The organism is Streptosporangium sp. NPDC001681 (genome assembly GCF_040298085.1).
In the GTDB taxonomy this organism is placed as follows: Bacteria; Actinomycetota; Actinomycetes; order Streptosporangiales; family Streptosporangiaceae; genus Streptosporangium.
This window is the reverse complement of record NZ_JBEOZN010000152.1, coordinates 1-21,621: the sequence shown is the minus strand read 5'-3', so window position 1 is coordinate 21,621 and position 21,621 is coordinate 1. Positions and strand designations below refer to the sequence as shown.

19 protein-coding genes are annotated in these 21,621 nt (G+C 68.7%); 6 read left to right on the top strand and 13 right to left on the bottom strand.

Annotated elements, in window-relative coordinates; translation table 11 throughout:
- Positions 1-470: 470 nt before the first annotated feature.
- The 3 genes from ABT130_RS41100 to ABT130_RS41090 all read right to left on the bottom strand — a co-directional run bounded on the left by ABT130_RS41100 (position 471) and on the right by ABT130_RS41090 (position 2,321).
- Positions 471-773, bottom strand: a complete 303-nt coding sequence (locus tag ABT130_RS41100; RefSeq protein WP_451935420.1) for a type II toxin-antitoxin system VapC family toxin — start codon at positions 771-773, stop codon at positions 471-473.
- Between the two features lie 56 nt (positions 774-829).
- Complete coding sequence (locus tag ABT130_RS41095) at positions 830-1,426, bottom strand: HD domain-containing protein (protein ID WP_350965042.1); 597 nt, start codon at positions 1,424-1,426, stop codon at positions 830-832.
- A 316-nt stretch (positions 1,427-1,742) separates the two neighbouring features.
- The gene (locus ABT130_RS41090; protein WP_350965039.1) at positions 1,743-2,321 is read right to left on the bottom strand and encodes a hypothetical protein; all 579 of its coding nucleotides are present in this window, start codon (positions 2,319-2,321) and stop codon (positions 1,743-1,745) included.
- Between the two features lie 472 nt (positions 2,322-2,793).
- On the opposite strand from ABT130_RS41090, the gene ABT130_RS41085 reads away from it, so the two are divergent.
- Both ABT130_RS41085 and ABT130_RS41080 read left to right on the top strand, forming a co-directional pair.
- Entirely contained in the window at positions 2,794-4,176 is a 1,383-nt protein-coding gene (locus tag ABT130_RS41085) for a cytochrome ubiquinol oxidase subunit I (protein WP_350965037.1), read from the top strand.
- A gap of 4 nt (positions 4,177-4,180) precedes the next feature.
- The gene (locus tag ABT130_RS41080) at positions 4,181-5,194 is read left to right on the top strand and encodes a cytochrome d ubiquinol oxidase subunit II (RefSeq protein WP_350917524.1); all 1,014 of its coding nucleotides are present in this window, start codon (positions 4,181-4,183) and stop codon (positions 5,192-5,194) included.
- A 136-nt stretch (positions 5,195-5,330) separates the two neighbouring features.
- On the opposite strand, the gene ABT130_RS41075 is transcribed toward ABT130_RS41080, so the two are convergent.
- The 3 genes from ABT130_RS41075 to ABT130_RS41065 all read right to left on the bottom strand — a co-directional run bounded on the left by ABT130_RS41075 (position 5,331) and on the right by ABT130_RS41065 (position 8,029).
- Entirely contained in the window at positions 5,331-6,095 is a 765-nt protein-coding gene (locus ABT130_RS41075) for an ABC transporter permease (protein ID WP_350917518.1), read from the bottom strand.
- A gap of 113 nt (positions 6,096-6,208) precedes the next feature.
- Positions 6,209-7,192 (bottom strand): ATP-binding cassette domain-containing protein, encoded by a 984-nt coding sequence (locus ABT130_RS41070; RefSeq protein WP_350917515.1) that lies wholly within the window; start codon positions 7,190-7,192, stop codon positions 6,209-6,211.
- Positions 7,193-7,573: 381 nt separating this feature from the next.
- Positions 7,574-8,029 carry a DoxX family protein gene (locus ABT130_RS41065; protein WP_350917512.1) on the bottom strand — a complete coding sequence of 152 codons (456 nt, stop codon included), beginning with the start codon at positions 8,027-8,029 and terminating at the stop codon, positions 7,574-7,576.
- A 574-nt stretch (positions 8,030-8,603) separates the two neighbouring features.
- Here ABT130_RS41065 and ABT130_RS41060 point away from each other — a divergent pair.
- Entirely contained in the window at positions 8,604-9,485 is an 882-nt protein-coding gene (locus ABT130_RS41060) for an alpha/beta hydrolase fold domain-containing protein (protein WP_350965034.1), read from the top strand.
- A gap of 58 nt (positions 9,486-9,543) precedes the next feature.
- On the opposite strand, the gene fxlM is transcribed toward ABT130_RS41060, so the two are convergent.
- On the bottom strand, positions 9,544-10,716 hold the full coding sequence (gene fxlM, locus ABT130_RS41055) for a methyltransferase, FxLD system (protein WP_350965032.1): 1,173 nt from the start codon (positions 10,714-10,716) through the stop codon (positions 9,544-9,546).
- A gap of 211 nt (positions 10,717-10,927) precedes the next feature.
- Between fxlM and ABT130_RS41050 the strand changes: the two genes are divergently transcribed.
- Positions 10,928-11,383 carry a hypothetical protein gene (locus ABT130_RS41050; RefSeq protein WP_350965029.1) on the top strand — a complete coding sequence of 152 codons (456 nt, stop codon included), beginning with the start codon at positions 10,928-10,930 and terminating at the stop codon, positions 11,381-11,383.
- Positions 11,384-11,606: 223 nt separating this feature from the next.
- On the opposite strand, the gene ABT130_RS41045 is transcribed toward ABT130_RS41050, so the two are convergent.
- Both ABT130_RS41045 and ABT130_RS41040 read right to left on the bottom strand, forming a co-directional pair.
- Positions 11,607-13,520, bottom strand: a complete 1,914-nt coding sequence (locus ABT130_RS41045) for a hypothetical protein (protein ID WP_350965027.1) — start codon at positions 13,518-13,520, stop codon at positions 11,607-11,609.
- Entirely contained in the window at positions 13,505-14,275 is a 771-nt protein-coding gene (locus ABT130_RS41040) for an ABC transporter ATP-binding protein (protein WP_350965025.1), read from the bottom strand. The genes ABT130_RS41045 and ABT130_RS41040 overlap by 16 nt, the downstream gene beginning before the upstream one ends.
- Positions 14,276-14,382: 107 nt before the next feature.
- On the opposite strand from ABT130_RS41040, the gene ABT130_RS41035 reads away from it, so the two are divergent.
- A complete protein-coding gene (locus ABT130_RS41035; RefSeq protein WP_350917494.1) occupies positions 14,383-14,961 on the top strand; it encodes a TetR/AcrR family transcriptional regulator in 579 nt (192 codons plus the stop codon).
- A gap of 30 nt (positions 14,962-14,991) precedes the next feature.
- Positions 14,992-15,168 (top strand): hypothetical protein, encoded by a 177-nt coding sequence (locus ABT130_RS41030; protein WP_350965022.1) that lies wholly within the window; start codon positions 14,992-14,994, stop codon positions 15,166-15,168.
- 250 nt (positions 15,169-15,418) lie between these two features.
- Here ABT130_RS41030 and ABT130_RS41025 read toward each other — a convergent pair whose 3' ends face one another.
- The 4 genes from ABT130_RS41025 to ABT130_RS41010 all read right to left on the bottom strand — a co-directional run bounded on the left by ABT130_RS41025 (position 15,419) and on the right by ABT130_RS41010 (position 21,038).
- Positions 15,419-16,411 carry an NAD-dependent epimerase/dehydratase family protein gene (locus ABT130_RS41025; RefSeq protein WP_350965020.1) on the bottom strand — a complete coding sequence of 331 codons (993 nt, stop codon included), beginning with the start codon at positions 16,409-16,411 and terminating at the stop codon, positions 15,419-15,421.
- Between the two features lie 68 nt (positions 16,412-16,479).
- Positions 16,480-18,729, bottom strand: coding sequence for a SulP family inorganic anion transporter (locus ABT130_RS41020; RefSeq protein WP_350965018.1), 2,250 nt, complete (start codon positions 18,727-18,729; stop codon positions 16,480-16,482).
- A 71-nt stretch (positions 18,730-18,800) separates the two neighbouring features.
- Positions 18,801-20,303 (bottom strand): hypothetical protein, encoded by a 1,503-nt coding sequence (locus ABT130_RS41015; RefSeq protein WP_350965015.1) that lies wholly within the window; start codon positions 20,301-20,303, stop codon positions 18,801-18,803.
- A gap of 183 nt (positions 20,304-20,486) precedes the next feature.
- Positions 20,487-21,038 (bottom strand): YbhB/YbcL family Raf kinase inhibitor-like protein, encoded by a 552-nt coding sequence (locus tag ABT130_RS41010; protein ID WP_350917483.1) that lies wholly within the window; start codon positions 21,036-21,038, stop codon positions 20,487-20,489.
- Positions 21,039-21,621 lie beyond the last annotated feature (583 nt).

Sequence of the window (21,621 nt, the reverse complement as noted above, 5' to 3'; positions counted from 1 at the left end):
AGGCTCGCCAGATCCGTGAGACGGTCGATTGTGATGGACCAGGCGGAGTGAATGGCGGCCAGGGCCATAGGGGCGGCGCGCTGGTCACCGGTCGGGGCGGCAGGGTGGACGACGATGTCGGTTTGCCGATCGGGTGCTCTTTTGGCCTGGCGTGGTCGGCGTGCGACTCCCGCCGTACCGGCTGTCGCCACTGTGCGGCGGAGGATGGTAACCGCAGGTAAGGCGCCGGAAGTAGCGCCATGGTGCCCTCCGTCATCGGAGGTGTGCGCGAACTTGCAGCAGCCGCCCTTCCCCTGGTGTGGTGAGCCGGTAAAGGCTTCACCACTGCTCTGGCCGGAGCCGGACACGTCGGCGGGGAGATGCTCCGCCTTTCACCGGTCAGTGCGGGGGCGCAGGGCTCCGCCGGTGAGGCCGTCACGGGCCAGTCACGACACCGGTGACAGTGGAAACCGCGCCTGACGGACCCCCGTTCAGGGCGGTGAGTAGCGGTGGATCTCCGCCCGATGCCCCGCGGAGCCGGCGAACTTGGCGTCATCGGTGAGCAGCGGCACCCTCAGCAGTTCGGCGAGGGCCACGTACATGCCGTCATACGCGGTGAGATCGTTCCGCAACTCCAGCACCCGCGACTGCAGAGGCAGCATCGGATGCCGCACGATCTTGAGTTGGGCGTAGCGTTCCAGCATGATCCGGGCCCTTGCCTCGGAGATGCGTATCTCCGGCTTACTGGTGATCACGTGCCCGCGCACCACCGATGCGATCTCCACGTCGATCAAGGCCGGGGCGTGCACCTTACGAGCCAGCCGCTGACGCCGATTCGATGGAGAGCGTGTCACACCACGGCGTACCCGTACGTGGTGACGAACGGTGCGAGATCGGGAACTCCGAAGTTTTCGCACAGCGACTTGAAGATCACGACCTTTTCCTCGCCGAAGCGCCGGACCTGAGTGGCGTAGGAGGTGGCGGAAACAAATGTCGGGGGATCGGTTTTGCTGTGAAACTTGTCCGCGTACATCACAAGTTCTTCTTCGGCTGATTCCGCCATGTAGTCGGCAGGTGGCAGCGGGAGGCCTTGCCGCCGTATGTCGTGACGGCTGATTCCCACCCCGGTGTGACAGGAGCAGAAGCGGCAGATCTTCTCCGGGAACCCCTCGTCAAGGAGGAGTTGGTAGCCGAGTATCCCGTGACGCACATAGCGTGCGTGATCGAGCTTTCCATCCTGGTCGTACAGCCGGTACACCCCGATGTCATGAAGCAGGCTGCCGGCCCGCACCAGGTCCGCATCGAGATCGGGGTCGGCACGGGGGAGGAGCTGTTCCGCGATTCCACACACGATTTCGCAGTGGGTGTAGACGAGATCGAACGCTTCCCGGGTGGGCGCGTACTTCGCGTGCAGCGCGCGAATCTCTCTGTCCGTTGGAATCCGCATGCCGGGAGTTTAACCACCTGTGACGCCGCTGTTCGGCGTCGCGGATCAGCTCAGTGCTCTTCGTCGGCATCGGATTCGGGCTGGTCGCTCTGGCGTGCGCCGCCGCCCCGATCGTCCACCACTAGAGGACGGCTGCTCACCGGCGAGGCGGCACACGCGCCCGCCGTGGCGCTGTCGCCGCCGAGCCGGCCTGACGCGTAACCGCGTTCCAGGGTTATCCACCCGGGTCGCGTCCGCGATGCGTGAGGTTCCGGCTGACGACGGCTGTGCCGCGTCGCTCAAGGATGACGCTGTCGTCGTATGCCGATGACATGAGTCAATACAGCTTCGGGGGATTCCCTTTGGTCTCCACTACTTTTCGGGTCTGGCTCTCCCATTTCCAGATGAGGTCACGCCACTCGGGGGAGTCGAAGTAGTCGTCCACGGGTGTGGAGGTGTCGAACTCCGGCATGTAGCTGCCCAGGACGCCTTTTTCCAGTATGCCGTCGGCGATTACACCGCGTTCCCGCAGGATCAGAGAGGGAAGCCCCAGTTGGAAGGCCATGGCCGGCTCGATGTGCGACCAAGGGCTCGTCAGCCATTGGTCGCTGATGATGTAGGGGGAACGGCCCGGTAAGTCGGCCAGATGGTTTCCAACGGCCCGCTCGACGTATGTCCGGCGGAAGGCGATCGTGATCAAGGCGTTTGACTCAAGCATCAGACGGCGGATCGCTTTCAAGGGGGCGTCCATGTCATAGTCCGTCACGCCCAGGGTCCGGGGTGCGAAACCGCGGTCGTCGAGATAGCCGCAGAGTGCTTCGACGAACGCCTCCTGCCGGGAGTTACATGGTTTCGGATAACTCAGAAAAATGGATATTTTAAATCTGGACCGGGGGGACGGGGCGGCGGCGCTCACGTCGGCAGCCTACAACAGGCCGAAGTGGCGCTATGTTCAGAAATAGCGAGTGGGGAAGGGTCAAAGCTTGACCATTGGCGCGGGAGGTCGTCGCGGGTCATCCGAACCCAGGTCAAAGGCCTGTTTGTCGCGGCTGAGGTCTCCGGGCACACCGAGGGAAGGCGCAACTGATCCTTGATCTGGGTGATTCCGCACGTCGGCGTGCGGAATCACCTAGATCAAGGAACTGTCCTGTTTTTCGTGGCGATAAGACCGATTTATCCCCGCATCTGGTCAGGGGCGATCCGTGACAGGTTCCCGACGCGGCATCTCGCACCGGATTCATGGACACGACCTCCCGTCGTTTGTGGCTCATACCTACAGGGAAGAGCGCTTCCATGCAGGTCAGATGCTGTTTTCAGATGCGGGGCGGGTGGCCGGACGCGTATGGGGAGACCGGCCACCGTGTCACGCACGCTGAAGTGTCCGTGCCGTGACGGGGATCAGTACGCTGGCCGAGGCGGCGAGCGCGACGGATCTGCTGGCGGCACGGCTGCAGATGGCGGTGTCGCTGGGCTGGCACATCGTGCTGTCGTGCATGGGGGTCGGCATGCCGGTCCTGCTGGTGTTCACCGAGTGGCGGGCGATCCGCACCGGCGACGACAACTACATGCGGCTGGCCCGCAAGTGGGCCAGGGCCGTGGGAGTGCTGTTCGCGGTCGGGGCGGTCTCCGGAACGATCCTCAGTTTCGAGTTGGGCCTGCTCTGGCCGGGTCTCATGGGCGTCTACGGCCAGGTGATGGGGTTCCCCTTCGCGCTGGAGGGGATCGCCTTCTTCATCGAGGCCATCTTCATCGGTGTCTACCTCTATTCCTGGGACCGGCTACCGCCCAGGATCCACCTGCTGACCGGGATTCCCGTCATGATCGCGGGGACGGCGTCGGCGTTCTTCGTGGTCTCGGCCAACGCGTGGATGAACCAGCCGGTCGGGTTCGAGGCGAAGGACGGGAAGATCACCAGCGTGGACCCGTGGGGCGCGATGCTCAACCCGGCCACGCCGCTGCAGACGACGCACATGATCGTGGCGGCCTTCATGGTCGCCGGATTCCTCGTCGCGGGGGTGTACGCGGTGGCCCTGCTGCGCGGACGGCGGGACCGCTACCACCGGCTGGGATTCCTGATTCCCTTCACGCTCGGCTCGATATTCGCCCCGATCCAGATCGTGGTGGGCGACTTCATCGCCAGATTCCTGGCCACCAACCAGCCGGTCAAACTCGCCGCCGCGGAGGCTCTCTTCCAGACCCGCGCCGGTGCGCCGTTGAGCATCGGCGGCTTCGTGGTGAACGACGAGCTGCGCTACGCGCTGGAGATTCCCTACGGTCTCTCCCTGCTGGTGGGCTTTCACCCCGACACCGTGGTCCAGGGGCTGAACGTCGTGCCCGCGGCCGACCGCCCGCCGGTCAACCCCGTGCACCTGGCCTTCGACATGATGGTGGGGATCGGTTTCTTCCTGCTCCTGATGGCCGCCTGGTTCGCCCTGACCTGGTGGCGGCGGCGTGACCTGCCGCGCTCCCCGTGGTTCCTGAGGCTCGCGGCCGTCTGCGGCGTCGCCGCCGTCGTCGCGGTGGAGACGGGCTGGATCGTGACGGAGGTCGGCAGGCAGCCCTGGGTCGTGTACGGCAGGCTGCGCACGGCCGACGGAGTCAACCCCGCCCCCGGGCTGTGGCTGGGGTTCCTCGCCCTCCTGCTGGTCTATCTGTTCCTCACCGTCGCCATCGGCTACGTCCTGCGGCGGCTGGCACGTGAACCCAAGGAGGTCCCGGCGGAGGAGATCCCCGGCGAAGTGCTCCTGCACGCCCCTCAGGAACGGGACTGATCCGATGGACCCGGCGCAGATCGTGTTGCTCGTGCTCTGGGTGGGGGTGACCGGCTACGCGTTGCTGGGCGGAGCCGACTTCGGCGGAGGCATCTGGGATCTGCTGGCCGGGCGCAGCAGAGCGGGCATGCCGGAGCGCAACCTCATCGAGCACTCCATCGGGCCGGTCTGGGAGGCCAACCACGTGTGGTTGATCTTCGTGCTCGTCATGTTGTGGACCGGGTTCCCGCCGGTCTTCGCCTCCGTCATGTCGACCCTCTACATCCCGCTGACGCTGGTGGCGTTCGGCATCATCGCCCGAGGATCCGCCTTCGCCTTCCGTAAGGCCGCCACGGAGTTGTGGCAGAAACGCCTGTTCGGCGCCGCTTTCGCGATCTCCTCCGTGCTGACCCCCTTCTTCCTGGGCGCCGCGGCCGGAGGGGTCGCCTCGGGACGTGTGCCGGTGGGCCTCGCGGCCGGAAACGTCGTGACCGGCTGGTTGAACCCGACCTCCATGCTGGGCGGGGTCCTCGCGGTCGGCGTCTGCGCCTACCTGGCCGCGATATACCTGTGCGACGACGCGGTACGGGCGGGGATGTCGCACCTGGCGGAGAGTTTCCGGACCAAGGCGCTGATCACGGGATCGTGCGTCGGAGTCGTCGCGCTGGCCGGCATCGCGGTGCTCCGGGCGGACGCGCCCCGGTTGTTCGAGGGACTCACCCACCGGGCGCTGCCCCTGGTGATCGCCAGTGCGGTGTTCGGACTGCTCTCCCTGGTCCTGCTGTGGCGGCGGAGCTTCACGCTCGTCCGGATCACTGGCGCGCTGGCCGTCACCGCGGTGCTGTGGGGCTGGCCACTCGCGCAGTATCCCCTGATGCTTCCGCCGTCCCTCACGGTGAACGAGGCCGCGGCGCATCCGGCGGTGCTGACCGCGACGCTGATCTCGCTCGCCGTCGGGGCGCTGCTCCTGGTGCCCTCCCTGGCCCTGCTGTTCCTGCTGCAGAGGCGCTGGTCATACCGTTCTGACGCGTCTGACTGACCGAGCCGGTACGGGACGCCGGGACGCGGCACCTATGGCCGGTCGAAGTCGCCGTTCAGGGAGCGGGGCTCTCCGTCTTCTCCGCGCAGACGGAGAGGAGCCGGCCGGACGCGCGCCCGCTGCCGAGAGCGTCGTGTCAGATGCCGCGGCGCATCGCCCTGGTGCCCATGGCCAGGCCCACCGCGGCGACGACGCAGGCCCAGAGCGTCCCGTACAGCACCGAGGTGTCCGCGAAACGGCCGGAGAAAAGTGCCCGCTCCGCCTCGACGATGTGGGTGACCGGGTTCAGCGCGGCGACCGCCTGGAGCCACGCCGGGCCGAAGTCCATCGGCAGCAGTACGCCGGAGAGCAGCATCAGCGGGAACAGCACCAGCTGGGTGACCCCGTAGAACAGGTTGCCGCTCGGTCTGGACGCGATCGCGAGGACGAAGGAGAGCGATCCCAGGCCGATCCCGAACACGACCAGTATCGCCAGCCCGGTCAGCACCCCCGGCAGGTGCGGGCGGAAGCCCAGCGGCACCGCGAGCACGATGATCAGCGCGGCCTGGGCCAGCAGGATCACGAACTCCTTCATCGTCCGGCCGACCAGCATCGCCGTGCGGTTCAGCGGGGTGACCAGCATGCGCTCCATCGAGCCGCCGATCAGTTCCACCAGCAGCGAGTAGCCGGCCATCATCGGCCCGGACAGGCACATCATGATCAGAATGCCGGGCACGAACCACTGCCACGGCGATCCCTGGCCCTCGAAACTCTGCGTTCCGGCGAGCAGCGGACCGAACAGGAAGAGGAAGAGCAGTGGCTGCCCCATGGTGAAGAGGAGGCCGAGGGGCTCGCGCAACACGGGGACGAACTCGCGGGAGAACACGGTCGAGGTGTCACGGAGGAAGAGTCGTACGCTCACGGGGGTGACCTTTCTTGCCGGTGGGGGAGGGGCATGTCGCCGATGGCCAGGTGTTGCGCGGGGCGTGGCCGTTCAGTGCGAGGCCGGTCAGTGCGAGGGGGCGGCGCCGACGGTCAGGCGTCGTGCGGGGCGGTCCCGTGGTTCTCGTCGCTCTCGCGCAGGCTGCGGCCGGTCAGCGCGAGGAACACGTCGTCCAGCGTGGGCCGGGAGGTCTCCGCGGTGGCGACCTTCACCCCCGAGACCTCCAGGGAGCGCAGGTACTCCGGCAGTGCCCTGCCCGCGTGGGGCACCCGCAGCCGTACCGTCCTCCCGTCGACGGTGACCGCGTCCGATCCCGCGATCCGCGCGGCGACCTCGGCGGCCCTCGCCGCCCCCGGCTCGTCGTGGACGGTGACCGTGACGCGGTCACCGGCCAGCTCGCCCTTCAACTGCTCGGCGGTTCCGTCGGCGATGATCCGGCCGTGGTCGATGATCACCACCCGTTCGGCCATGGTGTCGGCCTCCTCCAGGTAGTGAGTGGTCAGGAAGAGGGTCGTGCCGTGTTCCTCGCGCAGCCGCAGGATGTGCTCCCAGATGTTGGCGCGGCTCTGCGGGTCGAGGCCGGTCGAGGGCTCGTCCAGGAACAGCAGGCCGGGCCGGTGGATGAGGCCCAGGGCGATGTCGAGACGGCGGCGCTGGCCGCCGGAGAGGGTGCCGGGCCTCCGGGTGGCCAGCGCTTCCAGGTCCAGCAGGCCGAGGACCTCGTCGGCCCGCCGCCGCGCCTCGGCCCGCCGCAGCCCGTAGCAGCGCGCCTGGGTCACCAACTCGTCGCGGACGCGGAAGTTCTCACCCGCGCTGCTCTTCTGGCCGACGTAGCCGATGCGGGCGCGGACTCCGGCCGGATCCGACACGACATCGCGGCCCGCCACGGTCGCGGTTCCCGACGTCGGCGGGAGCAGGGAGGTCAGCATGCGCAGGCTGGTGGACTTCCCCGCGCCGTTCGGACCGAGGAAGGCCACCAACTGACCCGCCTCCACATCGATGTCGAGACCGCGCACGGCGTCGACGCCTCCTTTTCCGACCTTGAATCGCCGGGTCAGCCCTCGGGCATGGATCATCGTCCCCTCCTCGGGGTGGTCGGTTGGTGGCATGCCGAAGAAACCCCTGGTCGGGGGTCCGGCTGGAGATGATTCATCTTTACCCACGCGATCCGGATCAGGCAAACGTGAAACGTACATTCACATTTGCTCTGACCTGCGAAAACTCGCGTTCCCTCGGATCGGTGAAAGGTCCTTTCCGGCACCCGCCCGAACCGGGTTCTCCACGCTGACCTGGGCTTTTCCAAATCCGGCTGGAGCAATGAAGAACAGCGCGAAATTCCCGTTCCGCCGCGGGAGGCCGGGCCTCGGTGACGCCCCCTGAGCCGCCGGAACGTGAGAGAGCCCCAGGCGCCGGATCGGCGCCCAGGGCTCCGGTACGCTCCTGGGAAAAGGTGCTGGTCAGGTTCCCTCGGCGTGCGCGGGGGCGTGGATCTGACGGGGGACGGCCGAGGCGCCGCGGCGGCGCCGGAGCAGGGTGTCGATCGCCCAGGGGCCGGGGCCGAGCACGGCGATGATCAGGAACGACCAGCAGAACAGCGCCGCGAGCTCGCCGCCGTTGCGCAACGGCATGAAGTCCTGCGGCAGGTGCACCACGAAGTACGCGTAGGCCATCGAGCCTGACGCGAGCGTCGCGTTGACACGAGTGAGGAACCCGGCGAGGACGAGCCCGCCGCAGGCCACCTGGATGAGTGCGGCCCACCAGCCGGGCCAGGCGCCGAACGCGAGGGCCTGGCCGGTGCCGCGGTTGCCGCCGAAGACGCCGAACATCGACGCCAGGCCGTGGCACAGGAAGAGAAGACTTGTCACGATGCGGAAGAGCGAGAGCACCGGCCCGTTGAATCGGTTGATCTGCATGGAATCACCCCTGATTTTCATGGCGCCGCGTATCCGTTGTTTCCACACGGCATCGCCGGGCCACATTCCACCCTCGCTCCGTACGGTTCGATGACACGACGGCCCGTGTCCTTGTTTAACCTTTTGTCAAGGTTGAGTGTCATGGTAGATCGTCGCAGGTGTGATGTCTGGAGTCGGCGATCAGTACTGATCGGTAAAGAGTGAGTTAAGTACGAAAATCGCAGCTGAACCGAGTGGATCGCCTTTTGGCGACACATGTTCTACTTAACTATTTAATGTACGTTTCAACCACACAGCTGATTGGCGCGTTCCATGCGCGGTCGTGACGTCACCCGTGTACCCGGGACGCGGAGGTTGTGGACGTCGCCCGAACCGTGCCCCCTTATCGGCAGGCGGATTCCAGTATTCGTCGTACCACGCCGGCCGGATACTAAGGTGCCGCGCAGTGTGCAGGTGGTGGACGACGTGCCGCGTACCCCATGGGCAGGCCCGATCGCGGGTGGCAGCCGGCGCGTCGGCAAGGGACGGACACGAAGCCGGTCATGAATGAGCCGCAGGCTCCGCAGGAGGCGTGATGAGCGTGCAGATGAGGGTCCTGTCGGTGCTGCTGCGCGGGCTGTACAAGCCGCGCATGGCCACCGCCGAGCGGGCCCGCAAGGCGATCAACGCAGTCAAGGCCGATCCGGCTCCCCCGGCCCGGGCGGCCGCACGGCACCGGGTGCACCGGCGCAGCCTGGAGGGGTTCGACTGCTACACCGTGATCCCGCGCTCGGCCCCGGCCCCGGCCAAAGCGGTGATCTACCTGCACGGCGGCGCCTACATCGATGAGATCACCAAAGAGCACTGGAGCTTCGTCTTCGCACTCGCCGATGCCGGGATGCGGGTGGAGGTGCCCATCTACGGACTGGCTCCCCGGCACACCTACCGCGAAGCCTTTCCTTTCCTCACCGCTGTCTACCGCGACCTGCTACAGACCTGCGAGGCGGAGGCTGTCTTCCTCGCCGGAGACTCGGCCGGAGGCGGTCTGGCGCTGGCCCTGGCACAGGACCTGGCCGCCTCCGCGCTGCCCCGGCCCGGCAGACTGATCCTGCTGTCACCGTGGTTGGACATCACCATGTCCCACCCCGACATCCCCGTCGTCGAACGGCGCGATCCATGGCTCAGCAGCGTCGGCCTGATCGAGGCCGGGCGTGCCTGGGCCGCGGGGGACGATCCGCGCGACCCGCGGCTGAGCCCCGTCCACGGTGATCTGACCGGCCTGCCGCCGGTCGAGCTCTTCGTGGGCACGCACGACGTGCTCTATCCCGACGCCCTGCTCCTGCGGGAGCGCGCCCCGCACGACGTGCAGGTGAACCTGCACGTCGTGCGGGGAGCCTTTCACGTCTACGTCCTGACCCCGGTCCCCGAGGGCCGCCACGCCATCGCGACGATCGCGCAGATCCTGCAGAAGAGTTGATCGCGGCTCCGCCGCGATCGAAGCGACGGCCGGCGCCACACGCGCTGACGGCGACCCGCTACGAATCCTGCCACGACAGGGCCAGGGTGGTGTGGTGCTTGCGGAGGAGCAGACCGCCGCGCGGCGGGTCACCCAGGTAGGCGTCGATACGGAGTCCGGTCGTCATGGGGCGGTCCGCCATGTCCCACGCCTGGACGTGGGCGACCAGTTCGCCCGCGAGCCGCAGCCGATCCGGCCCGTGGCCGCGAGCGATCAGGGTGCCGTCCGGCGACGGCTCCAGCATGCAGAGGTTGTCGCGCTCGACGATCCCGACGGCCATCCGGAACCCGGTCAGGTCGAGCGGGGGCGAGGCCAGCCAGCCGGGCCGCGCCTCCGACATGGTGCACCAGCGGGGCTCGTGCACCGCCAGCCAGAGGCTCAGCCCGTCGAGGAGCTGGGAGAAGCCGACGCTGATCTCGGTGGAGAGCTCGACCACGGGCCCGTCGAGCGCCGCCAGCACGTCACCGATCTCGCTCGCCTCGGGCAGCGAGATCGTCAGGTCGGACTCGCGGTCCAGTACCAGCGTCGTCTCGGGGCCCGCGAAGGGGCCGCGCATCCGCATGAACCCGCAGGGCAGCACCGAGCGGCTCGTCCAGTGCCCGTCCGCTCGCTCCATCGCCACCGAGCGCTGCACCCCCCGCAGGTCCAGCGGGGCCACGAGGCGCCCGCCGGGCCCGAGCTGGTCAAGCCAGGCCGGTGCCAGGTCCCACACACCGACGGTGGCGATCACCCGGTCGTAGGGCGCCCCCGGAGGGAATCCCTCGGATCCGTCGGCGCACACCAGCCTCACCTCGGGGTGTCCCGCGACCGCCAGGTGCTCCCCGGCGAGCGTGACCAGCTCGGGGTCGATGTCGACGCTCACGACCTGGCCCTCCGGCCCCACCAGATGGGCGAGGAGCGCGGCGTTGTAGCCGGTTCCGGTGCCGATCTCCAGCACGCGCTGCCCCGGCTCCACCCCGAGCTGGTCCAGCATCAGAGCCATGATCGCCGGCTGCGAGGAGGAACTGATCGGGCGGCCGTCCGCGTCGCGCTTGGTCACGATGGCGTCGTCCTGGTAGACGGTCTGCGCGGGAAGCTCGGGCAGGAACACATGCCGTGGCACCGTCCGCAACGCGTCGGCCACGACCTGGCTGATCCCCCGGGTACGTACCCGCGAGACCAGTTCCTCCCGTAACGCGTGCCACCCAGCCATCGTCGACCTCCGTGCCGTATGCGTATGTGGCGGCCTGAGTTATATGCCCCGGCGAGCGGAAAATGTCGCTATGCCGGATGTCGTATGGAAAAACGGATCCTGAGGGCCGTGACGGTACCCCGCATGCGAGGGCCACGCAACGCCCGCGCGGGCAGGAAATCTCTCTGCCCGATTGACAGGGAATGTTAGGGAGCGGCTCTAATATCTCAGCATGAACAGTGATTTCGACTTCCTGCACGGTACCTGGGACATAGACAACCGCAGGCTCCTCAAACCGCTGAGCGGAGGCGATGAGTGGGAGGAGTTTCCCAGCGTCGCCGTCTGCCGCGGTTTCTTCGACGGCGCGGGCGTCTTCGACGAGATCACCTTCCCCACGAAGGGCTTCAAGGGGGTGTCGATACGGACCTTTGACGTCAAACGTGAACTATGGGCGATCTACTGGATCAACAGCGAGACCGGAGTTCTGCACAATCCCGTCTTCGGCAGGTTCGCCGACGGGAAGGGCGTGTTCCACGGCGACGAAACCCATGAGGGCACGCCCGTCCGGATGCGGTACACGTGGTCGGAGATCACGCCGACCTCGGCCCTGTGGGAGCAGGCGTTCTCCGTGGACGGGGAGAAGACCTGGGAGACCAACTGGACGATGAGGCACACCCGCCGCGCGTGACATGGCACGGGTGAAGGGGTGGGTGGAGGACGGTATCCGTAGGGCTAACCCACACCGATGCTCGCCGAGTGCTGGTGCTCCAAACAAAACGGCCCTGAGCGGTGCGCTAACACCAGCTCAGGGCCTAGATCCGCCTCCTGATAACGAGTCTGCCGGAGTGACGGACTCGTTAGGAGTGATCAGTAACTCTGTGTGATGAGGCCCGCTGCTGGAAAGGCGACTGTCACGGGCCGCCATCAGGTTCGATGCCGTCTCGCCATGACTTGGCCAGGTAGTAGAGGCCGATGCCCAGTCCGGTGGTCAGCAGGACGAGCCCGAGGACGATCATGGCGATGATGGTGGGCCATTGGAGATGCTGCGGTAGGTGCAGGGCCAGGAACCACGATCGGGTGACCTGGCCGGTGGTCAGCATGAGCGCGGGCACGATGCCCTGGGCCGCCAGGGGCACCCAGCACAGGGTCAGGCTCACGATGACGTAGGTACGCCGGCCCGCGGGGGCCAGGTCGAGGCCGAGCCTTTCCAAGCCGAGGTCGGGCTTGGGCAGGTGCGGCCTGCCCGGTTCCAGAGCCGGGAGCGGGCGACGGGCCGGTCGTGTCCGCTTGGGCGGGACACCGGTTCGCAGGTGCAGGAGCAGTTCGGGCGCGCTCGACCGGAGTCTGGCGGCGGCCAGATGACCCAGCAGCCAGGCGAGCACGGCACCGCTGATCAGACCCACGGCCGCTCCCGCCCAGGCGGGGCCGAGCCATACCGCGAAGTAGGCGGGGGCGGCCGCCGCTGCGGTGAGGATCAGCACCAGCAGTACCTGGGTGAAGTCGGTGCCGTTCTCCAGGAGGTTACCGCCTCTGCGGTGCGGGTCGATCATGGGCACCGGCCGCAGGACCGACACCAGCACGGTCACACCCGCCCCGCCGCCCAGCAGTGCGGGCACGAGCGCGGCCAGCCACGGCCACAGGTCGTACTGGCCGGTGAGGGCGAGCGCGGCGAGGGTGAGGACGATGGTCGGCGGTGCCGTAACCATGAGCCAGGCGAGCTGACGGCCGTGGATGTCGTGGCGCGCGGCGCCGGGGATCATCATCTTGCCCCAGAGCTCGGTGCCGTCCTCGCCGTACAGGTTGGCGGAGATGGCGGCGGTCCACAGGGCGAAGACCAGGCCGCTCCAGGGCAGGAAGACCGGTGCGCCGACGGCCAGCGGCAGCAGGCAGAACACCAGCGCGTAGCACAGGGCGAAGCACAGGTAGTGGAAGCGCAGCAGGTCTCTGGACCAGGTGCGCAGTTCCCTGGCGGCGACCGCGGTCACCGGGCCCCGCGCCCACCCGCCAGAAGCGTCCCGGGCCGGGCGTCCGCTCGCGCGCCGGGTGGTCAGCCGCCGCTTTAGCAAGACGGCCCAACCGTACAAACAGACAACGCCGAGTACGGCGAGCCCTGCCAGGGCGGCGGCCGCCGTGAGCCACTGGCCCTGCCCGGCCGCCCGCACGGCGACCAGGCCCCAGCCGGAGGGTAGCGCCCTGACCCAGGTGGAGAAAGAGCCGGGGAAGCCGGTGCGCAGGGCGGCCTGCACGAGGGGCGACAGCACCCAGCTGGAGTGCAGGGCGGCCAGGATGGCGGCGCTGATGAGAGCGGCCAGCGCGGCGCCCGTCTTGGACCGCATGACCTGGCCGAGCGCCGCGGTGACCAGCCGGGAGGCCAGCACGCACAACACCAGTTGGAGGGCGATGGCGAGCACGCCGACCGCTGTGGCCGCCATGCCAAGTTCGGCCTTGACGGCCAGCACGACGAGCGCGGCGAAGGCTACGAGCGTGACGACGGGGGCGACACCGATGAAGGCGGCCCCCGTCAGCCCGGCCGCGAGACGGCGCGGGGTGAACGACAGCAGCGAGAAATGCTCGGGGCGCAGCGTCTCATCGCCGCCGCCAAAAAGCGCGGGGCCCAGCAGCCAGCCGGCGGTCCACAGGGCGAAACCCGCGCCGAGCAGGTCGAACGGCAGCGACGCGACCGGATAGTCGCGCCCCGCGAGCACGATCAGGCCCGTCGCGAGGGCCAGTCCGGCCAGGGCGCCGGTGACCATCTGGGCGGCGCGCTGGCCGGTCATGGAGTTCCGCAGCACGGCCAGCTTCATTTTGATCAGGAGGACAACCACGCCAGCTCACCCACCTCGGGGATCTGGCCGCCGACCAGGCTCACGAACCGCTCTTCCAAACTCCGGCCCGACCGCACGGCCTGCAGCGGTCCCGAGGCCACGACCCGGCCGGAGTCGATCACTGCCACGTGGTCGCACAACTGCTCGATCACGGCCATCACGTGGCTGGAGAACACCACCGAGCCGCCGCCGCGCACGAACCGCTGCAAGATCACCTTGATCGTGGCGGCTGAGACGGGATCGACCGCCTCCAGCGGCTCGTCCAGCACCAGCAGCTTCGGGGCGTGCAACAACGCCGTGGCCAGGCCGATCTTCTTGCGCATGCCGGTGGAGTACTCCATGACCAGGGTGCGCTTGGCTGCGTCCAATTCCAGAATCTCCAGCAGCTCACCCGCCCGCCGCTCGACCTCCTTAAGGTCCATGCCACGCAGCAGGCCGGTGAAGCGCAGCAGCTCGCGGCCGGTCAGCCGCTCGGGCATGGACAGCCCATCGGGCAGCACACCGATCAGTTTCTTGGCCTGGGGGGCGTCAGCCCATACGTCGAGGCCGAAGATCTCGGCCCGTCCGCCGTCGGGGCGAAGCAGGCCCACCGCCATCGACAACAAGGTGGTCTTGCCCGCTCCGTTGGGGCCGACCAGACCGAAGAACGATCCGCGTCGCACCTCCAACTCGATGTGGTCGACCACCAGCTTGCGGCCGAACGTCTTGGTCAGACCGTCGAGCCGAAGCGCCAGGTCTGCGCTTGGTGCTCCCACAGCGTCCCTCCTATTATGGTACGGCACGTGCCGTGCCGATTGTGAAGCATGCTGGAGGGCGGCCCCTATTGTCAATACGGCACGTGCCGTTCCATTACGGTGGTGAGATGACTGACAAGCGCAGCAGCAGTGCCGACCGGACCGAGGCCATCATGCGGACCACGCTGGAGCTGGGCCAGGAGATCGGCTACGCCAAACTCAGCATCGAAGCGGTCGCGGCCCGCGCCGGCGTCGGCAAGCACACGATCTACCGCCGCTGGTCGTCCAAGGGAGCCCTGTTCCTCGACTCGCTCATGTTGTTGAACGGTCCTGCCCTGGACTACCCCGACACCGGCGACCTCATCGCCGACCTGCGCCAGCAGATCCACGCGGCCATCGATCTACTGGACCGGCCCCCCGTGGGTCCCTTGTATCGGGCCCTGATCGCTGAGGCCCTGCTCAATCCTCAGGTCGCGGCGGCGCTCAACGACCACTTCATCACCCCACAGGCGGAGAAGACCGTCGCCCGGCTGAAGGTGGCCCGCGATCAAGGTCAACTGTCGCCCGACTTCGACCTGGATCTGGCGATGGACATCCTGTCGGGTCCGTTGTACTTCCGGGCCCTGATCATCCAAGAACCACTGACGCACGAGTACGTCGACCGCGTGATCGAGGCCCTCTTCGCCGGGATAGGACCCAGGCCTTGATGGCCCGGCGCTCGGGTCAAGGAGACGGTGATGGTTGACCGGTCCCGCCTGGTCGCATTCGGCAGGTTCGTCACCGACTGGGAACGGGAGAACGACCCGGTCGACGGCAACCCGGGTGAGGAAGAATTCCACTGCTCGCAGGCGTCGATCTGGATTTCGGGGGAGTGGAGTTCCGTCCGCCCCACGACGGCGGACACCCGCACGTAGATTTTGGCTCGTCTACGTGCGGGCATGCGATCGCCTCCGGGTGTTGGGAAGTTCTGGACGGCCGAAGTACCCGGTTAGTCTTTTTGTGGGTACTCTATCGGCAGCCCTCCACCCTCCCCCCTGGGAGCGTGGACCGCTGTCCGGCGTTCGGGGGACGGAGCCGGACAGCCACGACCCTATGCGTCGGCCGATCCGGCGTCTGCGTAGAAATACACCCCTGCCGCGGGCGGATCGTGGTGGCCGGGAATCCCTATGCCCACTCGGCCAGGATCGCGGCCTCCTTCTCCGGATCGATGCCGTGCCCGCGGAACGCGCGCTCCCCCGGCGGGACGTCACGCAGCCACGCCCAGGTGTCGCGTACGGTCTCGGCGACCGGGCGGCAGGTCAGCCCGGCCGCGATGGCCTTCGCCGACGAGGACAACCAGACCCCGGCGAACTCGGGGCCGTCGGGAGCCCAGATCGGGAACTCGGTCCACGGCGACACCTTCCGATCGAGCAGGAAGCGGTCGTCGGCCCAGACGAACTCGGCGTCCGAACCGGTCACCGCGCGGCACTCGGCCAGCCAGTCACCGTAGGTGGTGTTGCCGCGCACCCCGCCGGTGAGGAAGCGGTCGGCGGTCCCGGCCTCGGCGTGGGTGAGGACGAACGCGGCGATGTCACGGACGTCGATGACCTGCATCGCCCGGTTCGGGTCTCCCGGGGCCAGCACCCGCCCGCCCCGGGAGATCCGGTCCAGCCACCAGGGCAGGCGGCCCACGTTCTCGTACGGGCCCAGGATGAGACCCGGCTGGATGATCAGTACGTTGCCGTCGAAGCCCTCCTCCACCGCCCGCTCGCAGCCCGCCTTGAGCATGCCGTAGTGACCGTCCTCGGGACCCGCGTCCGGCGCGCACTCGAAGAGCGGTGAGCTCTCGTCGCACTCTCGCTCGGGGAAGTCGGAGAGAGCCGAGATGCTGGAGATGTACGCGTAGCTGCCCGCCCGGCCGGCGAGCCTCCGCACCGACTCGCCGACGACCCTCGGGACCTGCCCGTGGACATCGATGACGGCGTCCCACTCCCGGCCCGCCACCAGGCGATCCAGGTCCTCCGGCACCTCACGGTCGCCCTTGACCGCCTCCACGCCCACCAGGTCGACCCCGTTGCGACCCCGGTTGAACGTCGTGACCTCGTGCCCGCGCCGCAGCGCCTCCTGGGTGATCGCCCGGCCCAGGAAAACCGAACCACCCATGATCAGAATCCTCATAGCGCCTCATTCTTGGCGCCCGGCGGATACGGGACCACAGGCTTTCACCCGTAGCGCAAGCCATCTGCTCACAGCGGACGGCTCGCGATCGGGGGATGCTCCAGCAGGTGCACCCGGGCGGTGCCGATGTCGAAGTACATGCCGACCAGCTCCAGGTGCCCGGCGCGGAACAGCCGATCCACCTGCGGGTAGGTCCGGAGGTTCTCCAGTTGCTGGATCACGTTGACCCGGCAGAGGCGGTCCAGCGGGCCCTCGTCGTCGCCGGCGCTCTCGCCCGCGATGAACCGTGCCAGGGTGTGGTTGCCGTGGCGTAGCCAGCGGCCCAGCGCCGGCAGACCCGCCGCCTTCTCACCCCCGCTGAGCAGGGCGGTCATCGCCCCACACCCCGAGTGTCCGCAGACCGTGATGGTGCGGACGTTGAGCGCGTCCGTCGCGTACTCGATCGTCGCGGCCACCGAGTCGTCCGCCGGCACGGAACCCAGCCGGGGCACCAGGTTGCCGAGGTTGCGGAGGGTGAACAGGTCTCCCGGGCCGCTGGCGGTGATCAGGTTCGGCACGATGCGGGAGTCCGCACAGGTGATGAAGAGATGCGAGGGCTCCTGCCCACGGGCCATCCCGTGCAGGAGGGGACGGACCAGCGGTGCCGTGCGCTGGTGGAACTCCCGCGCCCCGGCCAGCAGGTCGGGCACGGCGGGACTGCCGCCGCGGGGCGCGTGCCGGGTGGCGACCAGCGGATGGCGGGCCGAGCGCCGCCCGCTTCGCCGGTGGGACCAGGGCAGCCACCACCGGTCAGGTGCCAGGGGCGGGGTCTTGGCGGGGAACACCCGGGCGCCGCTGGCCGCCATGGCGTACCACTCGTCGTGGATCTCGTCGATGTCCACGCTCCCGCCGCCGCGCTCGTGCTCGTGCCGCCAGTCGTGGATGGCCTCAAAGGCCGCGTTGTCCATGAAGTCGATGTTCAGGTCGAGGTCGACCGAGGCGCCGGCCGGGATGGCACGCAACTCCGAGGTGAGCGTGGGCACCCCCAGGAAGGTCAGCGAGCCGCCGATCACCACGTGCCAGCGGCCGTCCGGCTCGGCGGTGGCCCGCACGGTCACCCGGGTGAGGCGGCGCAGCGCGAACAGCGCGGCGAGGCCGAGGCCGACCAGCACTCCCTCGGCGAGGCCGAGCAGCACCACCCCGGCCATCGTGACGACGTACACCGGCACCTCGCTGTGGCCGCGCAGGTTACGCAGATGCCCCATGTTGACCATCTGCACGCCGATGAAGACCAGCAGCGCGGCCAGCGCCTCCGTCGGGATCAGGGCGATCATCCACCCCAGACCGACCGCGAACAGCAGGATCCACACGCCGTGCAGGATCGTGGACCAGCGGCTGCGCGCTCCCGCCCTGACGTTGGTGGTGCTGCGGACGATGACCCCGGCCACGGGCAGGCCGCCCAGTGTGCCGGTCACCATGTTGGCCACGCCCTGGCCGATGAGCTCCCTGTCGAGGTCGGAACGCCTGCCCTCGTGCAGCTTGTCGACGGCCACCGCGCAGAGCAGCGACTCCACCCCGGCCAGCAGCGCCACGATCAGCACCGCGGCGATGATCCCGTGCCAGTCACCCGTGGGCCAGAGCGGGGTGGCCCAGGAGTCCAGGCTGGCGGACAGGTCGATCCGGGTGACCTCCCAGCCGAGCGCCCAGGCGGTCACCGAGGCGGCGAGCAGGGCCGCCAGCGGCGCGGGGAAAACCCGCACCCGTGCCGGCAGACGGGTCCAGGCGACCAGGACCGTGATGGTCAGCAGGCCGACGAAGACCGCGTGCGTGTGGTTGTGGATGATCTGCTGGGGCAGCTCGATCAGGTTCTCGATCGCGGAGCGCTGCGGGTTCCCGCCGAGCACCACGTGCAGCTGGGCGAGGGCGATCACCACGCCCACCCCGGCGAGCATGCCGTGCACCACGGCGGGCGAGACCGCCAGCGCCGAGCGGGCGACCCGGCAGACGCCCAGCAGCAGCTGCAGGACGCCCGCGAGTAAGGTGATCATGCAGGTGGCCCGCCAGCCGTATCGCATCACCAGATCGGCGACCACCAGGGACAGCCCCGCGGCGGGCCCGCTCACCTGGACGACGGAGCCGCCCAGCAGGCCCGCCACCACGCCGCCCACCACACCGGCGATGAGCCCCGCCGCCAGTGGTGCTCCCGAGGCGACCGCGATGCCCAGTGAGAGGGGCAGGGCCACCAGGAAGACCACCAGGGATGCGGGTAGGTCGTACCGCAGTACGGAGGCGATGCGACCCACCGTGGTCAAACCGTCGCTCTTCGTGTCCGTCTCCATGTGCAGACCCTACGGGGCCGCGCCTCATCGGCCGGGCGTTTACCGTGGGCTTTTACGGAGGACGGGGAGAATCAGCGGTAATAGTCGGGGTAGTCGGGCTCCTGGGCCGCCCGATGGTGGTTGCCCCGCGAGCCGCCCCGGCCTCGTCCCTCGGCGGGAGCGGTCGCGGTCTCGGGGGCGGTGCCGTAGAGCTCGCCGTAGCTCGGCCAGCTCGCGCCGTCGCTCCCGTTGGGAGTGCCGGGCTCCGGCCACGCGACCGGGCTGGCCGGGGTGGCGGGCTGGGGTTCGTAGCCGTACCCGCCGGTCGTCCCGCCCCGCGGGTCGGCCGGGCGGTCCTGGGCGGGGGGGAAGGCCCGGGAGGGGCCGGTGGAGGCGGAGATCGCCGGGCTCGGACCGGTGATCGCGTCGTCGTCGATGGTGGCCCAGCCCGAACTGACCTCGTACGAGCCCGCGGGCGGAGCGCCGTGGATCGGCGTCTGGTACGAGGAGTAGGACGGGGCCGGGTCGTCGAGGATGTCGGCGGTGTTCGCCGCCGGCCAGCCACCCGACGTCGGGCTCGTGGCCTGTGCCCACGGGTTGTCCGCCAGGTTGCTCTTGGGCGGCTGCGCCGGGGTGCGGTAGGAAGCCGCGAGCGGGTCGGGCGCGGGCGCGGGCGTGGCGGGGAAGCCGCCGCTGGTCGTGGGACCCATGGGGGGCATCGAGGCGGGCGGTCCGCCGTTGCCCGGACGGGCACCGGACGAGCCGCTGCCGCTGGGCCGGGAGCTCGCGCCGCGGCGAGGGTACGGGCCGGCGAGCGGGTCGTTCAGCGGGTCGGGCCGGGAGGGGGCGCCGTTGCCCTGGACGGGCTGGGGCGACGGCTGCGAGGGTGTCCGGTTCCCGCCGCGGCGAGAACTCGCCCGCGAGGGACGGGCGTCACCGAAGGTGCCGGGAGTGGGAGCCGCGAACGTCACGGTCCGCTGCTCGGCGAGTGACGCCGCGGTGGGGGCGGGGTTCGGCTGGACCGGGGCGATGAGGTCGTCGAGGCCGGAGGGCAGCGAGGCGGAGGCGACGGCCGGCTCGGGAGCCGGCCTGGCCGGTCGGGGAGCGGGGGGTTGCGGGGCGCCGCGAGGCGGCTGGGGCCTGGTCGGGAGCGGTGCCTGCACTGTCGTCGCGTCGGCGTCGACCTGCTGGTTCTCCTGGTCGACGGGACGGCTCGCGCCCATCTGAGCTGCCAAGGGCCCTCCGAAACCGCCCTCGTCAGCCTGGAGCCGTGTCCAGTAGTCGTCGTCGTAGTCGTCCACCTGGCCGAACTCGTTCAGCCCGCGTTTGCCCCGGGAGCTCGGCGGCCGCGGCTGGCGTGGCGGCTTCGGCTCGTCGAACGGTGTCAGGTCGGGGGTGAAGTGGTTCATCTTTGGTTCTCTGGTGGCGAAGTCGTCGCTGGACATGGTCGGAGTCAGCGCCTCCTTCTCCGCCATCTCCCGCAGACGTTCCGCGGGGAGCGCGCTCTCCCTGCGGTTCATCGACCGCATTCCCAGTGCCACGACGACGAGCACGAGGAGCACGACGGCGACCAGGCTTACTACGACCGCGATCATTGCACCACCCTCAAGGCCATGGCCTTACAGCGGCGCCGGTGAGGTCGCGCGGCCATCGACGCGACCTTCCCCCATGCATCACCTGCGCTTGGACATTGGATCTGATTGTGTCGGACCACTATGAGCGTTGTCACACCCTAAGTGAAGAATTGGTAACCATTACTACCTCCGGTGTTTGGCCAGTCACTCGATGTGCGCCGCGGTGAGCCGTCCCCAGGCGATCGTCTTGTCCGCGATGCTCCTCAAGGTCTGGTCAAGGGAGGCTCCCTTGCGAAGATCGACCTTGCCGTCGAGCGCGTAGACAGTGAAACGATAGTTCTCCTGGACGCCGCACGGGGGGCTATAGCCCACCTTGCCGTTCGTCGTGCTTCCCTCCACGGCTCCCACCGGGACGCCGCCCTCAGGTAGTTCGTTGGTGCGGGGGTCGATGTCGAAAACGACCCAGTGCACCTCGCCGCCTGTCCGGGAGTTGCTGTCCGCCACGATCGCGACGGACTTCGTGCCCTCGGGCACGCGAGACCAGCGCAACGGGGGATTACCGGCCGAACCCTTGCATGAATAGTCGGACGGCAGGGGGCCGCCGTCTCTGACCCGGGGGCTGGAGACGCTGATCGGCTCCAGCTGAGATCTCTCCGTCGAGGCCATGCCGCTAGCCATCCCACAACCCGAGGACGCGACGACGAGCGCCGCGGCGATCGCCATTCCCGAGATGAGCCGCGGGCGGCGCGTAGACATGTTTGGCTGCCCCATGCCCGATGATGCTACGCGGGTCTGGAAGATGCGCAGACCGGATCGCGAGGTTCCGCGGGGGGGAAAAGGCCGAAAAACGGGCAAAATCGAGGGACGGAAGGGGCGAGAGTTAACATCAAACTGGTTTCGCCGTCCCCTGACCGTCGCTCGCCGGTCATGTCTGGCCGTTTCCGTCGGCCGTGACGCCTGGAACATCTGCGACGGCTGGAGCGCCCGTGGCGGCCGTGCCCCCGAGACGCCCCTCCAGCGGGCCGCCCCGCCCCTGCCGGATCCAGCCGGACCGTTTCCTAGGCCCCGGCGGAAACTTCGTGCAGCGGCCTGTCTGGAGCCTCTCGGGGAGAGCCGCCCCGGAGTACGCCCAACGCGGCGAGGCATCGCCCGGCCGCGCTGGGCGGAGAGGACCCAGGGGCACTCAGGGGGCACTTCAGGGGCAGGGCGCCTAGGTCCTGTCCTGCGGATCTTTTGCCTACTGTGGTCGGTCAGGCGGCGCCTCGCCGCGTTGTCGTCGGTCACCGCAGCACGCTGCGGCTCCCTCCTCCGCCTTGCGAGACACCACCTGACCGATCCT

Excerpts from the sequence above, each read along its gene's own strand:
- ABT130_RS41095 (WP_350965042.1), bottom strand. The coding sequence starts at position 1,426 with ATGCGGATTCCAACGGACAGAGAGATTCGCGCGCTGCACGCGAAGTAC.
- ABT130_RS41080 (WP_350917524.1), top strand. The coding sequence starts at position 4,181 with ATGGACCCGGCGCAGATCGTGTTGCTCGTGCTCTGGGTGGGGGTGACC.
- ABT130_RS41070 (WP_350917515.1), bottom strand. The coding sequence starts at position 7,192 with ATGATCCATGCCCGAGGGCTGACCCGGCGATTCAAGGTCGGAAAAGGA.
- ABT130_RS41065 (WP_350917512.1), bottom strand. The coding sequence starts at position 8,029 with ATGCAGATCAACCGATTCAACGGGCCGGTGCTCTCGCTCTTCCGCATC.
- ABT130_RS41060 (WP_350965034.1), top strand. The coding sequence starts at position 8,604 with ATGAGCGTGCAGATGAGGGTCCTGTCGGTGCTGCTGCGCGGGCTGTAC.
- fxlM (WP_350965032.1), bottom strand. The coding sequence starts at position 10,716 with ATGGCTGGGTGGCACGCGTTACGGGAGGAACTGGTCTCGCGGGTACGT.
- ABT130_RS41050 (WP_350965029.1), top strand. The coding sequence starts at position 10,928 with ATGAACAGTGATTTCGACTTCCTGCACGGTACCTGGGACATAGACAAC.
- ABT130_RS41035 (WP_350917494.1), top strand. The coding sequence starts at position 14,383 with ATGACTGACAAGCGCAGCAGCAGTGCCGACCGGACCGAGGCCATCATG.
- ABT130_RS41030 (WP_350965022.1), top strand. The coding sequence starts at position 14,992 with ATGGTTGACCGGTCCCGCCTGGTCGCATTCGGCAGGTTCGTCACCGAC.
- ABT130_RS41025 (WP_350965020.1), bottom strand. The coding sequence starts at position 16,411 with ATGAGGATTCTGATCATGGGTGGTTCGGTTTTCCTGGGCCGGGCGATC.
- ABT130_RS41020 (WP_350965018.1), bottom strand. The coding sequence starts at position 18,729 with ATGGAGACGGACACGAAGAGCGACGGTTTGACCACGGTGGGTCGCATC.
- ABT130_RS41015 (WP_350965015.1), bottom strand. The coding sequence starts at position 20,303 with ATGATCGCGGTCGTAGTAAGCCTGGTCGCCGTCGTGCTCCTCGTGCTC.
- ABT130_RS41010 (WP_350917483.1), bottom strand. The coding sequence starts at position 21,038 with ATGTCTACGCGCCGCCCGCGGCTCATCTCGGGAATGGCGATCGCCGCG.